At 34.3% G+C, this 14,905-nt stretch carries 10 protein-coding genes and 1 pseudogene; 2 read left to right on the top strand and 9 right to left on the bottom strand.

What is annotated here, in order from left to right:
- Positions 1 to 228: 228 nt before the first annotated feature.
- Positions 229 to 1,533, top strand: a complete 1,305-nt coding sequence (locus GFJ36_RS02395; RefSeq protein ID WP_000880452.1) for a CitMHS family transporter — start codon at positions 229 to 231, stop codon at positions 1,531 to 1,533.
- A 47-nt stretch (positions 1,534 to 1,580) separates the two neighbouring features.
- Here the strand turns inward: GFJ36_RS02395 and GFJ36_RS02390 are convergent, their stop codons facing one another.
- The 7 genes and pseudogenes from GFJ36_RS02390 to colA all read right to left on the bottom strand — a co-directional run bounded on the left by GFJ36_RS02390 (position 1,581) and on the right by colA (position 11,525).
- Positions 1,581 to 2,273, bottom strand: coding sequence for a response regulator (locus GFJ36_RS02390; RefSeq protein WP_088061768.1), 693 nt, complete (start codon positions 2,271 to 2,273; stop codon positions 1,581 to 1,583).
- A complete protein-coding gene (locus GFJ36_RS02385) occupies positions 2,273 to 3,883 on the bottom strand; it encodes an ATP-binding protein (protein WP_088061766.1) in 1,611 nt (536 codons plus the stop codon). Before GFJ36_RS02385 ends, GFJ36_RS02390 begins: the two co-directional genes overlap by 1 nt.
- Positions 3,884 to 4,035: 152 nt before the next feature.
- Positions 4,036 to 4,896 (bottom strand): methyl-accepting chemotaxis protein, encoded by an 861-nt coding sequence (locus GFJ36_RS30170; RefSeq protein ID WP_371399490.1) that lies wholly within the window; start codon positions 4,894 to 4,896, stop codon positions 4,036 to 4,038.
- An 81-nt stretch (positions 4,897 to 4,977) separates the two neighbouring features.
- Positions 4,978 to 6,012 (bottom strand): annotated as a pseudogene (locus GFJ36_RS30165) (HAMP domain-containing protein); the annotation flags it as partial.
- A gap of 234 nt (positions 6,013 to 6,246) precedes the next feature.
- Positions 6,247 to 7,821 carry a flotillin family protein gene (locus GFJ36_RS02375; protein WP_000154996.1) on the bottom strand — a complete coding sequence of 525 codons (1,575 nt, stop codon included), beginning with the start codon at positions 7,819 to 7,821 and terminating at the stop codon, positions 6,247 to 6,249.
- A gap of 12 nt (positions 7,822 to 7,833) precedes the next feature.
- Positions 7,834 to 8,382: an NfeD family protein gene (locus tag GFJ36_RS02370; RefSeq protein WP_001173145.1), complete on the bottom strand. Its 549-nt coding sequence runs from the start codon at positions 8,380 to 8,382 to the stop codon at positions 7,834 to 7,836.
- A 245-nt stretch (positions 8,383 to 8,627) separates the two neighbouring features.
- On the bottom strand, positions 8,628 to 11,525 hold the full coding sequence (colA, locus tag GFJ36_RS02365) for a collagenase ColA (protein WP_098230344.1): 2,898 nt from the start codon (positions 11,523 to 11,525) through the stop codon (positions 8,628 to 8,630).
- A 268-nt stretch (positions 11,526 to 11,793) separates the two neighbouring features.
- Here colA and opuD point away from each other — a divergent pair, with 268 nt between their 5' ends.
- Complete coding sequence (gene opuD, locus GFJ36_RS02360; protein WP_046956767.1) at positions 11,794 to 13,344, top strand: glycine betaine transporter OpuD; 1,551 nt, start codon at positions 11,794 to 11,796, stop codon at positions 13,342 to 13,344.
- A gap of 128 nt (positions 13,345 to 13,472) precedes the next feature.
- On the opposite strand, the gene GFJ36_RS02355 is transcribed toward opuD, so the two are convergent.
- Together GFJ36_RS02355 and GFJ36_RS02350 are read right to left on the bottom strand one after the other, a co-directional pair.
- Complete coding sequence (locus GFJ36_RS02355; protein WP_088061758.1) at positions 13,473 to 14,336, bottom strand: GNAT family N-acetyltransferase; 864 nt, start codon at positions 14,334 to 14,336, stop codon at positions 13,473 to 13,475.
- Positions 14,337 to 14,491: 155 nt separating this feature from the next.
- On the bottom strand, positions 14,492 to 14,905 hold a 414-nt coding region (locus tag GFJ36_RS02350; RefSeq protein WP_157349446.1), incomplete at its 5' end, for an LPXTG cell wall anchor domain-containing protein.

The following is a 14,905-nucleotide window of genomic DNA, read 5'->3' as shown; positions in this document are numbered from 1 at the left end:
TTCAATATTTTCATCTTATTCTACCATTCTTACGGAGAGCAGCTTACTTTTTAAAAATTCAAATTAACTACCGTGAACAAAATGACCAAAATAAAAATTATGCTTCTAATGATGTTATTTTTCAAATTATTTACCATTTGAATGAATGCTTTTATGATAAATAAAAAACACTTTTTCTGAATTTTCGTTACATTTTGAAAGCGCAATCATTCTTGAGGGGGAGATTACATGTTAGCACTACTTGGATTTGCGATGGTATTTGTCTTTATGTTTTTAATTATGACGAAACGTATGTCAGCACTAGTAGCATTAATATTAATTCCAATTACTTTCGCATTAATTGGCGGTTTTTATGCAAATATGGGACCTATGATGTTAGAAGGAATTCAAAAACTAGCACCTACTGGTATTATGCTTATGTTTGCTATTTTGTATTTTGGAATTATGATTGATAGCGGTTTATTCGATCCTGTCATTAGTAGGATTTTGAAATTTGTAAAAGGAGATCCTTTAAAAATTGTTGTTGGTACAGCGATTCTTACTATTATCGTTTCATTAGATGGGGATGGAACAACAACGTATATGATTACGGTTTCCGCAATGTACCCATTATATAAACGCCTTGGAATGAATCCACTTATATTAGCTGGGGTTGTTATGTTAGGAGCAGGAGTGACAAATCTTACACCGTGGGGCGGACCGACAGCTCGGGTTATGAGTGCTCTTGGACTAGACGCATCAGAGCTCTTTACACCACTTATACCAGGAATGATCGCTGGTGCAATTTGGGTCGTTTTCGTTGCTTACTATCTTGGCAAAAAAGAAAGAAAACGATTAGGAATTATGGATGTACAATACTTAAAACAAATGCAAACGATGGATGAGCAAGCTGCCACAGTAGAAGCTGCCGTTCATAAACGCCCTAAACTTCTATGGATTAACTTTTTATTAACTGTTACCTTACTTGTCTGTCTCATACTAGAAGTTATGCCGTTACCTGTTTTATTTACAATCGCTTTCGCCATTGCTGTTATGCTTAACTATCCGAACTTAGAACAACAGAAAGAACGTATTGCTTCTCACGCAGGAAACGTATTAGCCGTTGTTTCTCTCGTATTTGCCGCTGGAATTTTCACTGGTATTTTGTCAGGAACAAAAATGGTAGATGCAATGGCTCAAAGTGTAGTCACTCTTATACCAGACGCTCTTGGACCACAATTACCGATTATTACAGCTCTTCTTAGTATGCCGTTCACATTTTTCATGTCCAATGATGCATTTTACTTCGGAGTATTACCTATTTTAACGAAAGCTGCCGCTGCTTACGGGATTAGTGCAGCTGAAATGGGACGTGCTTCATTACTCGGGCAACCTGTTCACTTATTAAGTCCTCTTGTCGCTTCCACTTATTTATTAGTCGGAATGGCCAAAGTTGATTTTGGTGAACATCAACGCTTTACGTTACTTTGGGCTGTTGGAACGACAATGGTGATGTTAATTACGGGAATTGTAATCGGAATTATTCCAATATAAGACGTAAAAAAACAGTAGAAGAAATGTAATTCTCTACTGTTTTTTTGTTATGAAGAAACAAGAAAATACCTTCTTTCTGGTCTCCCTACACTCCCATATATAAGCTCCGCATGAACTTTCTTTCCAGATATTAAATACTCTAAATAACGCCTCGCTGTTGATCGGCTTACCCCAACCATTGAGCTTAACACTTCTGCCGTAATACCTTCTTCATCAACTGCTAACATATGCTTTTTTATTTTTGCTAAAGTTAAAGGATCTATCCCTTTCGGGGCATATTCTATTTCATTTCCCTTTACGCCTCTTTGAGACCATAAATGTTCAATTTGTTCTATAGATAATTGATTAGTTTTTTTTAACTGCACAATCTTTTTTTGGTAACTTTCCAAACTCGCTTTAAATCGATCAAACATAAGTGGCTTTACGATATAATCTGTTACTCCGCCTCGTAGAGCGTGCCTCACTACATCTGTTTCCGATGCAGCTGTAATCATAATAATATCTGTATCATGCAAATTATTCCTAATATATGTGACAAGTTCGGTTCCTTGCATATCAGGTAAGTACACGTCTAATAAAACGAGTTGTGGCTTCACAAACTCTAGCCATTCTTTCGCTTGTTCTCCAGTCGTTGCTGTTCCAATTACTTTAAATCCCTCAATCTTTTCAGTAAAACGACGATGAATGTCCGCAATTCGAATATCATCTTCTACAATCAATACTTCAATCTCCTCACCCATTACAATTCGCCTCTCTCTTTTGGTAATGCAATAATAAATAATGCACCACCTAAATCCCCTTTTTCGATTGCAATACTTCCATTTAAATCTTCTACTAACTCTTTCACTTTTGCTAATCCATATCCTCGTTTCCCGCCTTCTTTCGTCGAGAAGCCTTTATAAAATATGCTAGTAATGACTTCATCATGAATCCCTTGTCCTGAATCTTCCACTTCAATTACTATCTCTTCTCCAATATCAGTTACAAACATCCTTACCTTCTTATCATTCTCTTCATTTCTTTCAATTGCTTCAAATGCATTCGTAATTAAATTTCCTAAAATAGAAACGACGTAATTACTCTCAATATGCGGGCTTAATTTATCTAAGCTACTTTCTCGATCTAGCATAAAATCAATCTTTAACTCTCGCGCTCTATTATAGAATCCAATTAAAATTCCACCTAACCATGGATTTTGAATTCGCTTCATAATAAATTGAACAAAATCTTGATATACCGCTGTTTCCTTATGAATAAGCTCTAAAGCATCTTCATATGATTCTAACTGGATAAGCCCTGAAAGCGTATACAACAAATTGTTATATTCATGCGTTTGCGCTCGTAATGCCTCTGTATATTGCTTCGTCTGAGATAACTCTGCTGTTAACTGATCCATTTCAGATTTCAAACGTAAGCTCGATACAACGCCAGTTACTTTATTCTTTACTTTAATAGGTAGACGGTTCGCAATAACAGCCTGCCCTTTTATATTTAATTGACGATCAAACTGTTCTTCACCAGTTTGAAGTACATCTAGTATCGTTGAATTAGGAATTACATTTAAAATAAATTCTCCAATAATATTACGCTGTTCATCTAACGAAAGAATATCATAAGCCGCTTGATTGACTAAACTAATCATGCCATTGTGATCAATGACAATAATCCCTTCACGTACAGATTGAATCACTGTACTATGCTCTTCATATAAAGATGAAATTTCTTCTGGCTCCATCCCAAACATCATTCTTTTTATACTTCCGGCTAAATATATAGAACCAATTATCCCAATTAAAAGACCTATTACTGTAATCCAAAATACACGCTTTCCATATACTTCTACCGCTCCATGAATATCATCCATTGAAAATCCAACAGACACCACGCCTATAATTTCATTTTCCTGATTACGGATTGGAACTTTGCCGCGTAATGAAGGACCTAATGATCCAGTTGCTTTCGAAATATAAGATTTCCCTTCTACTAGAACTCCTTTATTATCTCCACCAACCATTGCTTCTCCTATTTTATCTCGCTTAGGATGTGCATATCGAATCCCCTCTTTGTTTCCAACTACAATAAAATCAGCATCTGTATCAATTCGAATTTTTTCTGCAATTGGCTGAATGATAGAAGCTGGGTTTTCTTTTTGAAAAGCTTCCGTTATTTCAGGTATAGCAGCAACTGTTTTCGCAACATGCAAAGCCCGTTTCCCAATTTGCTCTTCTACCGTTTCAGACAATATGTAATAAAATAAATAACTTGTTAATAGAAGTACGACTAGAATAAGTGTACTAATTGTTATTGTGATTCTCGGTTGTAGTTTTAACTTTTTAAATTTCAAAACCATTCCCCTAACATAATTAAAGATAGAATTTAATGAATTTACAGTCTTTTGCGATTACAACTAATCATAACACGGTTACTCTATATTTCTTTATTTTTATCTTCACAAAAAAAGAAACGAAGTACAATTACTACCTCGTTTCTTAACATTTTTTATTACACTTTAAATTTCCCAATCATCTCTTGTAATTCTTCTGCCATTTGCGATAAATGAACTGCTGCTGCATTGATTTCATCTACCGAAGCTAATTGTTCTTCTGAAGAACCAGCAATATTTTGAACGCTTGCTGCATTTTCTTCAATTGTAGCTGCAATTTCATTAATAGATGCACTAACTTGTTTTGCATCTACTGTCATTTGTTCCGCTACTTCTACCATACTATCAATTTGTACAACTGTATCATCTGTAGACTTCAATATTTCAGCGAAGCTTTGCTTCGTTTCATTTGCAACTACAAGTCCTGATTGTACTTCTGTTCCAACTTGCTTCATAGAGCTTACTGTTTCTTTTATGTCAAATTGTATCTCTTTTACTAGTTTTCCAATTTCCGTAGAAGACTGTCCTGATTGTTCTGCTAACTTTCGCACTTCATCTGCTACAATTGCAAATCCTCTTCCTTGTTCTCCAGCTCTCGCAGCCTCAATTGCAGCATTTAATGCTAATAAATTTGTCTGCTCTGCAATATGTTGAATTACCTCAAGGATTGCTCCAATTTGTTTCGACTTATCATCTAGCAAAACAATAACTTTATCTGATTGTGAAACAGACTCATGGATTAATTGCATTTGATTCACCGTTTGTTCAACTAACTTCCCACCATCTTCAGCCTTTTTCTTCGTATACATAGATGCTGTGGATACTAATGAAGAACTGTCTGCCACACGTTGAATTCCTTCTGTAACTTCTTCTAATAATGTTGCGCCTTCTTCGACTTCTTTCGTTTGTATTTCCGCTCCACTCGACACTTGCTCTATCGCTTGTGTAATTTGTTCCGTTGCTTCACTCGTCTGCTTCATACTAGCTGTTAATTCTTCTGAAGATGCCGCTACATGACCTGCTGAAGTATTTATATTGGAAATGACATTCTGTAATGATGCTGCCATCTCGTTAAAGCTTTCTCCTAACTGTCCAATTTCATCTTTAGAATGAACTGTAATGGATTCTGTTAAATCGCCTTCACTAATCTTTTTCGACGATATAACAAGTTGTTTTAACGGATTAATAATAGAAGCAATTATGAAGTAAATTAAAATCCCGCCAATTATTAATGAAATACCAATAACAGTTATCGTTTTATAGAAAATAGGTTCAGCAGCTTCAATAATTTCTTTTGCAGGCATAATTCCTGCTATTTTCCATCCAGTTATCTTATTTGTTTTAAAAGTGATATGACGATCTTCACCATCTAATCTGAAATTAAAATCACCTGTTTCTTGTTTGTACAACTCTTTTTCAAGTTTCTCTTCTACCTTATCACCTGGCTTCATCGTTGGATGTGCTACCACATTTTTATCTTGATCAAAAATTGCTACATATCCACTTTTACCGATATTAACCATCTTTGAAGTGTTTACGATATCATTAATAATTAAATCAATACCAAGAACACCGCTCTTATCCTCATTTTGTTTTGCTATTGTAATAACAATATTTCCTGTCGTTTTTGATTTATATGGAGCTGTAATAATTACTTCTCCACTTTTTTTCACTGCCTCTTTATACCAATCTCTTTCTGTAGGATTATATCCTTCTGGCATTTGAATAGACGGTGATTGAATAAACTGCCCATTGCTGGATCCAGTATAGATGGCTTCCAGTTCTGGATGTAACTTATTATATTCTTCTAGTTTATTTTGGATATTTTGTATTTGATCCGTTTGGTAACTTGATTGTGTAAATAGTTTCGTAAAATAAACTGCATCTACTTTTTTACTATCCAATTCTTTATTAATTACATTATCCAAAATTTTTATATTGTCTTTCGCCGATTGTGAAATCGTCTCATTAAAGTTTGTCTTCGCTTGCTGATAAGACGTCCAACCAATTACAATACTTGGAAGAATCAAAATGATAACAAATGACACAAGTAACTTTGCTTTTAAACTACTACTCCTTAATTTCCCTTGAAACATATTTCTACCCCTCCATACCGTTTTAAATGTAATTGTTTTACATTTAATTTCTTTATATAAATCATACGATTCAAATGTATCAACTCTTTCTCTATTGAAGAGTTGATACATACCTTTTTCATTCTATATAAATTAAATAATTAAAACAATATATAAAAATGTATATTATTCGAAATATTATAATTCACAGAAGAACCTCTAGTATCTCACTTACTAGAGGTTCCTACCGCTTTACTATTCTTTATCTTTTTCTACTTCTTTTTTCGCATCTTCTACTACAGATACAACAGGTTTATCGTTTGATAATTGTTGTACTGCTCCTTTTCCAGCAAATCCTTCTAATAACTCTTTTAAATCAATGCCAGAAGAAGCTTTTAATGTTTCTTGCATCGTTGCCATTAAATCAGTCGCATAACCTGCAACTTTTCCGGCACCGCTATTTTTACCACCGCCACCTGTATCGACAACTGTAATTTTATCAATGTTGCTAAGTGGGCTTGCAACTTCCTTCGCATAACTTGGAAGCATGTTAAGAACCATATCCATAATCGCCGCTTGGCCATATAACTCAAATGCCTCTGCAATTTTTTGTTTCGCTTCCGCTTCTGCTAAACCTTTTAATCTGATAACATCTGCTTCCGCTGTACCTTGTGCTTTTTGTACTTCTGCTTTTGCTTGACCTTGCGCTTTTTCGATTTCCGCCTTCGCTAAACCTTCTACACGAACTTCTTCTGCACGTGCTCTTGCTTCCGCTTCAATTTTATATTGATCTGCATCTGCTTTTTTCATTTGTTTTACTTTTTCCGCTTCTGCTGATTGTTCAACAGCATAGCGATCTGCATCTGCCTTTTTCTTTACTTCTGCATCATATTGCTTTTCACGACGCGCAATCTCTTTTTCTTCTAATTCAATTTGCTTTTCACGCTCAATGATTTTAACGCGCATTTGCTCTTCTGTAACACCTTGTTGCGCTTTTGCTTGTTGTAATTCATAGGAAAGATCTGCATCTGCGCGAGCTTGTTCTTGGTCTCTCTTATAAGATTGTACTTTTAACTCTTTATGTTTTTCAGCTTCAGCGATTTGTGCATCACGTTGATACTCAGCTTCTTTCGCTTCTTTCTCAGCACGAGCTTTTTCAATTCGCGCCTCTTTTTCACGCTCTGCATTTGCAACTGTTGCATCACGCTTAACCATCGCAATTTGTGGCTGACCAAGTGCATCTAAGTAACCGTTCTTATCCATGATTTCTTTAATTGTAAAGGAAACGATGCGAAGTCCCATCTTCTTTAAATCTGTAGAAGCTACTTCATGTACCTTTTGAGCAAATTGCTCTCTATTACTATAGGCATCTTCTACTGTCATAGAAGATAAAATAGCACGTAGATGCCCTTCTAAAACTTCTTTTGCTTCTATTTTCAACTCTTCTGTTTCTTTTCCTAAATATTGTTCAGCTGCTGTAGAAACTTCTTCAATGGTAGACCCTACTTTAATAATAGAAACACCATTTACTGTAATCGGTACACCTTGTTTCGTATACGTATCACGTGTTCCCACTTCTAATTTGTAGTTTAATAGACTTAAAGGCTCTGCTCTTTGCATAATCGGAACTACGAAAGTACCGCCTCCACGAATAATCTTAATCTTCTTTCCATCATCAGTGGTAACTACATTTTTCCCGCCACCAAGCCAGTTTCCAGTAACAATTAATGCTTCATCTGGTCCAACTGTTCGATACTTTGTAATGAATACTAAAATGAGTAGAATTAAAATTGCGAGTAATACTCCACCGATAATTAATGGAATCGTCATGTAAATTCCCCCTTATAATTTTGGTTTCTTTAAAGAATAAGCAATGTTCTGTACAAGCAGAACACCATCTTGGACTCCCTCGATAATAACTTCAGTTCCTTGTGAAATATCTTTCTTTCCAACTGTTTTAGCTAGGATTGCATTGTTTCCAAATTGGGAGGAAATTAATACTTCACCAAACCCTTCTGTAGGAATAGTCGTAATGACCTCTCCCTTACAACCAATAAATTCATCCATACGCTGCACAGTGTTTTGTTCTGCTTCTGCAATCGGCTTTAAAATTAATATTTTCATTATGAAAACACCAATAAAGGATATAGCAAATGCAGACCCGAAAATAAGAATGCTATTAAAGGAAAATAAATATTCTCCTATATAACTAAGTCCACATAACATGGCGAAAAAACTAAGTAATAAAGTAACAACGGATACAGATCCGCCTCCAAAACTAAATATGGATTCAAATATATCTCCAAAAAAGATATAAATAACAGTGAGTATAGTAGCAATAATAAATCCGTATAAATAAATTGTTTCAAGTGGATAACCAAACAAAGCCATTTCTTATCCCCCTCTCTTAAACAATCCCTTTTTTGTTATGTGTATGCCCACCTCTTTCAAAGATTATAGTTCTTAATTTTCAGTTATTTATCCTTTAAAGAAAAGCCTGTAAGACAGGCCCCTAAAAAAGAACAGGAGAAACCTATTGTGACAGGCTCCTCCTAGTAAATAACCGATATATTATATATCTATATAATATACTATTTTCCACAAAAAGTAAAGTTAAACATACATTGGAAAAGCACTTATTTTACTAATAATTCGTACGTTCCATCGCCATTATCATATTTATATACATACAAATAATACTTACCTGGTTTTGCATTAAATTTTGCCTCTATATGATTTCCATTAGCTTGACCGTAAGCGGCATAATTTTGCATATCTGATTCATGATGAAGCACCCATGTCATCCCGATTCCATACTCATTTAAAACGGAAATATCGATATTTTTCGTTGATGCTACATTAAATGTATAAACATCGGTGTGATCTCCGCCGATAAGGCTACCTTTTATAGTAGTGTTTAGCCCGATACGATTTGCTTCCTCTGGACGATTATTTGGTTCTAATTCTGTTAAACTTCCATCTTTAATCGTAACAGTGGTTTCGTTTCTGCTCTCTTTACCTTTATCATCTTTTACTCTTAACGCTACTTTATAAATTCCTTCTCTTTCATATGCATGTATTGGATTAACTTCTGCACTTGTGCTGCCATCTCCAAATTCCCATAAATAAGAAACAATTTTTCCATCTTCATCATTTGAGCCATCACTTTTAAATTGAATTCCTTCTTTTACAAGCCCATTATAAGGTCCATTTATATTAACCGTTGGAGCTTTATTTTCTCCATCATCTTTTGCGATACCGTGGAAGACTACATCATATTCAAATTCATTTGAACTATTCACACGATAATTGACGAAGTATGCTGTAACAGTTTTGTAGCCACTCCATTCTTTTTGCGCCAGTTGTTCTAGTGCTTCATTTACTCGTTTACTCATTTCGTTCCAATCTTCAGATTCACCTTTTGTTACACTACCTGTAAATGTGCCTTCTAGTGTAAATGTATTAAAGAATTGGGAGCTATATTTTGTCATTTTTGCCTCTTTCATTGGCAACGTATCACTAATTTCTTTCTCTACTGCTGTTAACGATTTTGGTGCATGTTCAGCTAAATAATCATCTGCTACTTCCGGTACATTATATTTATCTTGATTATCAATTAGCTGTTGCATATACTCTTGATACTCTTTATTTAGTTTAGAATCTTTACTTAAATTCTCACGATAGGCATCATAATTTTTCACGTCATTTGCACGAATTAAATCTTGAATTTTATCAAATGTTTCAAATTGATGTGTATATAAATAAGATTGCAATGCGAACGAGTAATTATAGAAATCCCAAGAACCATATTTAGCAAATAATGTGCGCTCTGCTGTATAACGGCTTGCAGGATCAGATGATAATCCACTAATGATGCTCTTTCTCGGTACTACATTATTTGTACGAGTAGATCCTGCGAAAAATTCTGCATTTCCTTCTTGGAACCAAGTTAATCTCTCATTTTGATACATATCTCCTCTTCCAAATAAACCTGGCACTTCAAATCTCCCTTGAAGATAATGAGTAAACTCATGACGGAATAACTCTTCTAAACTATAAATACTTTGTTCTGGCGTACGCTCATATGTAAAGAATGTACCTGTTTCTTCTATATAAATGCCACCGTTGTTTGTTTCATATCCATACAGTTGTCTGTTTAACTGATATTCGTCTGGAGTATTATAGATTACTATCGTTAATACGTCGTCTGCATTACCTGGCTCTAATGCTTTGTCATTCCCAATTACACGATGATACTGTGCTTTTACTTCCTTTGCAGCCCAGTATAGTCTCTTAATTTTTTCTTCTGATACTTTATCTCCTGTTTTAAATACGATAGATCCATCGTCGAATGTATACGTTTTTGGTAAGTACTGTTCTTTTCCTTCTTTACGTATCGTCTCTAAATCTACCGTATTACCGCTATAATCTTTTCCGTTATAATTTGTTGTAATTTGTTCTACTGCAACAAAATACGGCTCACTTAAACGCGGATACATATGCATTGCTTGTGTAACAACCTCTAAACCTTTATTTGGATTACTATGAAACTTCCCTAAACGACTAGCAAAATAAATTCCATTATTAACGAGCCACTTATTTTCTGGTGTTACTTCATTTAAAAGAGCAATACGATTTATTTCATTAATAAATCCATCTATTTTCCCGTACCACATTGTATCTTTTGCTTCTTTACGAGTTTCAAATAAATAAGATTGCATATCATAATCAATACCTTGCATCATATCGTATACAGCTTGTCCTTTCATACGATCGTCTACATACGTATGAAGATTATCATTGTATTGTTTTAAAATATTCGATGCGTATTGAACCGTTTCCACATCACTTGAAGCATTACTAATTAATTTACCGTATGCAGATACGACTGCATCTTGCTCATATGTACCAAGCTTAAAGTTTGGATTGGCTGCAATTGCTTTTAAAGCAGGTAAACATTTATCCTGGAAGCTTCTCTCATTTAAATCACTTAATTCATTATTGTAAAATGCGAGATAAAAAGCTGAACGTAACACTTCTGTAAACGTTTGAATTCCTTTTGAATCATCTTTCGTAAACGTACTACCTCGGTGAGCTAATTCATCTATAACTGCTTGCATTTTCCCTTTGTCTTTATAAAAAACCTTTGCATCTTCATTGAACTGAAATAAGTCTGTAATTTGATTCCATTTAATACTTCCTAGCGTTTCAACCAATTCTTGATTATTCATTTTGTTTAAATCAGCCATTGAATAGCTTTCTTTAATTTGCTTTACTTCTGAGCTCTTCATAATAGATGCTGGTCGCTGTGAAAAGTCTCCTACTTTTAAACGTTCTTGAAACGATAATGTTTCCTCTGCTTTAGAAACATGTCCAATCTCATCTACTGGTTTTTCAATCCCAACTGGTTTCGAATGCAATACATTGTATGGCACCTTTTCTTCTGCTGATACATTCGTTTGAATTGCTCCTAACGATAGCGCCATTGTACTAATACTAAGCATCACTTTATTAATCTTTGATTTCTTGTTCATATCATTGCCCCCTATTTATATATTCCCTTGAAGAATTTAACATAAAATCTAGATACAACAATATAAAATGCAATATTTCATATTATTTCTTCCTATATTTTGTACATATCGTGAACAGACTTACCTTTATCTAACCTCCAATAATTATGAATCCATAGCGATTAAACTGTCCTTTTACACAAGATAAAAATCGAATTTTTTGACAATTAATCTTTTAATTGTTATAGTTAATATAATTGTTAACTTTATTAAACAAAGGTGGGATTCTATGATAAAAAAAGAAAACAGTGTATTTTATATCTCCATCTTGCTAACAACATTATTCATCATATGGGGAATTACCCCGGCAAGTTGGATACAAGGCTATGATTTGCAAAGTGTTACATCTTCCTTAAACTCATTTATCCTCAATAAATTTGGATGGTTTTACTCTCTACTTATGACCGCAATGATTATTTTAGCCACTTATTTAGCATTTTCTAAGTACGGTTCTATTCGTCTTGGTAAAGATGGAGAAAAACCACAGTATAGTTATCCATCTTGGCTATCCATGTTGTTTGGAGCAGGAATGGGAATTGGACTCCTCTTTTATGGAATCACTGAACCGATTTCACATTTTACAGATCCATTAACAGGAAAAGCAGGTACAGAGGAAAGCGCCAAACTCGCTATGCAATATTCATTTTTCCACTGGGGACTCTTTCCGTGGTCACTATACGCGATGGTTGCTTTAACAATTGCATATTTCACATTCCGTAAACAAAAAGGTAGCACAATTGGGGCTACAGTTACTCCATTATTTAATCGATCGAAAAATTCTCCTATCGGAAAAACAGTCGATATTTTGGCTGTTTTAGCCACAGTATTCGGTATTGTGCCATCTGTTGGGATTGGTGCTCAACAAATCGCCGGAGGATTAAGCTATTTATTCCCTTCTATTCATAACACTGTACTTACACAGCTTGTACTTATCGCCATCTTCGCTGTTTTATATTTAACAAGTGCACAAACAGGCTTAGATCGTGGGATTAAATATTTGAGTAACTTAAATTTCTCTCTTGCAGGTATTTTACTCGTCTCCTTTTTACTTTTAGGACCGACTGTATTTATTATGAAATATTTCACATCTACACTCGGTTCTTATATCGGAGCTTTACCTAGTATGGGATTAAATTTAGGAGCATTTAATGAAAAATCTTCTTCTTGGATTGAAAACTGGACTATTTTCTATTGGGGATGGTGGATCTCTTGGTCTCCATTCGTCGGTACATTCATCGCTCGTATTTCTAAAGGGCGTACAATAAAAGAATTTATTATTGGAGTTGTATTAGTCCCAACTCTTATCTGTACATTTTGGTTTGCAGTATTTGGCGGTACCGCTATCCATATGGAAATGTTCCAATCGCTTGGTATAGCTGATGAAATCGCAAAAAATGGTACAGAGATTGGATTATTTGCTGTTATTTCACACCTACCGTTCTCTACATTTTTAACAATTATCGGGTTAATTTTAGTAGCCACATTTTTCGTTACTTCTGCTGACTCGGCAACATTTGTTGTTTCAATGCAAACGAGTAACGGAAGCTTATCACCGAAAAATAGTTTAAAACTTATATGGGGATTAACAATCGCGATAATTGCTGCTATTTTATTACAAGCTGGAGGATTAAATGCACTGCAAATAGCAGCTATAATTGCTGCGCTACCATTTTCTATCGTAGTTGTTCTTATGGTCATTTCGCTCTTTAAGGAGCTTCGAAAAGAAGATGTTAATTTACAAGCAAAAGAAGTTCCGCAAAAAATAAAGAAGGTTATGTAACGATTAGCACCTCTCCTAAAGAAGAATTCGGTCCTCCGATTAGTCCTGAATCCATTATTACTGAGGGCTGCAAAATAAATTAAATAAAACCCATTCGTATGAAATATAATTTTCATACGAATGGGTTTTTACTCTATTATATAGTGTTGTAAACATGCTTTCTCCTCAAAACCTACTTTCTTGTACAACTTCATCGTACCATCATTATTCGTATTCAAACATAGTTCTATCTCTCTCATCCCTTGAAAGGAGAAAATATACTGAATTGCCCCTTGTAATAAGCGCTCTCCAACACCTTTTCTTCTACTATTTTCAGTCGTTGCAATAAATTCGATATTCGCTTCTTGAAACTCCGGATTTACTTCAACATATACATAACCTTCTAACTTATCATTCTTCATACTTACAAATAATTTATTCGTATCACTTAAACGTTCGATAATTTCAATTCCTTCATAATATGTATTAGGAAAAACATTATTGTGTAAAGCGATAAACTGCTCAAATACTTTTGGTAAAGCCTCTTCTACATTACATATAACACGTTTTCTTGGAATGTTTTTTAAAATGAGAATACTATGTCGATCTTGTTCTTTAGCATGTAAATCCTTCATTAAGCGAGCACAATTATTATTTTCCACATGATAAAAACCATAAAATTTCTCAATATGAAAAGGCATCTTTTCTATAAGTTCCTTCCACATATGTAAAGCAACTTCTTCCCAATTCTCTACAATAATAAACGGCCCCCATATTTCTGCACATTTTTTCACTTCATCCACATCAAATCCTAATACACCTATTATTTTATTATTTTCATAAGTAACAACAAAAGATTGTTCCCATCCTATATCAGAAAAATCATGGATAATTGTCTGTAATAACTCCTCTTTCTCGTCTCCACAATAACCAACATAATGAGTAGCATCTTTATTCATACTTGCAATAAATGATGCCACCTCTTCAGTTTTCAAAATAGAACTGACATGCATAACCTCTCCTCCTTCTCTAATATATTTACACCTTTTACATTTATATCCTTCTAAAAAAGACATCATCATAAGCATATTTCAAAATGAAATCGCCATGATAATGTCTTCTCAAAAACTCACATAATTATTTTACATTATAATAAGATAAAACGTTTTTATTTCTTAAATAATCTCTTTCTAAATACAAACATACTCAGTGCTGAAAGAACTAATGCTACACCCGAAAGTAAAGTTGATGTATTCGCTTGTCCACCTGTTGCTCCTAGCGATTTCTTACTTTCTTCTTCTTTATTAACAACTGGTTTATTTTCTTTCATGCTTTGATTCTCTACTACTTTTTCTTTCACAACTTGATTATTCACGTTTTGTTCTTGAACTGGTGCCGATTGATTGATTTCTTCTTTCGATTCTTCAACTTCTTTTGTTGGCTCTTTTTCTTCTTCTTTCGATTCTTCAACTTCTTTTGTCGGCTCTTTTTCTTCTTCTTTCGATTCTTCAATTTCTTTTGTTGGTTCTTTCCCTTCTTCTTTTGGTTCTTCAACTTCTTCTTTTGATTCTTCAACTTCTTT

The organism is Bacillus sp. EE-W1 (genome assembly GCF_009760835.1).
GTDB classification, from domain to species: Bacteria; Bacillota; Bacilli; order Bacillales; family Bacillaceae_G; genus Bacillus_A; species Bacillus_A wiedmannii.
This window is presented reverse-complemented; position numbering and strand designations above follow the sequence as displayed.

Bases quoted from the DNA above. Each gene is read 5' to 3' on its own strand.
- GFJ36_RS30170 (WP_371399490.1), bottom strand. From the start codon at position 4,896: ATGAAGCAGACGAGTGAAGCAACGGAACAAATTACACAAGCGATAGAG.
- GFJ36_RS02390 (WP_088061768.1), bottom strand. From the start codon at position 2,273: ATGGGTGAGGAGATTGAAGTATTGATTGTAGAAGATGATATTCGAATT.
- GFJ36_RS02395 (WP_000880452.1), top strand. From the start codon at position 229: ATGTTAGCACTACTTGGATTTGCGATGGTATTTGTCTTTATGTTTTTA.
- opuD (WP_046956767.1), top strand. From the start codon at position 11,794: ATGATAAAAAAAGAAAACAGTGTATTTTATATCTCCATCTTGCTAACA.
- GFJ36_RS02385 (WP_088061766.1), bottom strand. From the start codon at position 3,883: ATGGTTTTGAAATTTAAAAAGTTAAAACTACAACCGAGAATCACAATA.
- colA (WP_098230344.1), bottom strand. From the start codon at position 11,525: ATGAACAAGAAATCAAAGATTAATAAAGTGATGCTTAGTATTAGTACA.
- GFJ36_RS02355 (WP_088061758.1), bottom strand. From the start codon at position 14,336: ATGCATGTCAGTTCTATTTTGAAAACTGAAGAGGTGGCATCATTTATT.
- GFJ36_RS02375 (WP_000154996.1), bottom strand. From the start codon at position 7,821: ATGACGATTCCATTAATTATCGGTGGAGTATTACTCGCAATTTTAATT.
- GFJ36_RS02370 (WP_001173145.1), bottom strand. From the start codon at position 8,382: ATGGCTTTGTTTGGTTATCCACTTGAAACAATTTATTTATACGGATTT.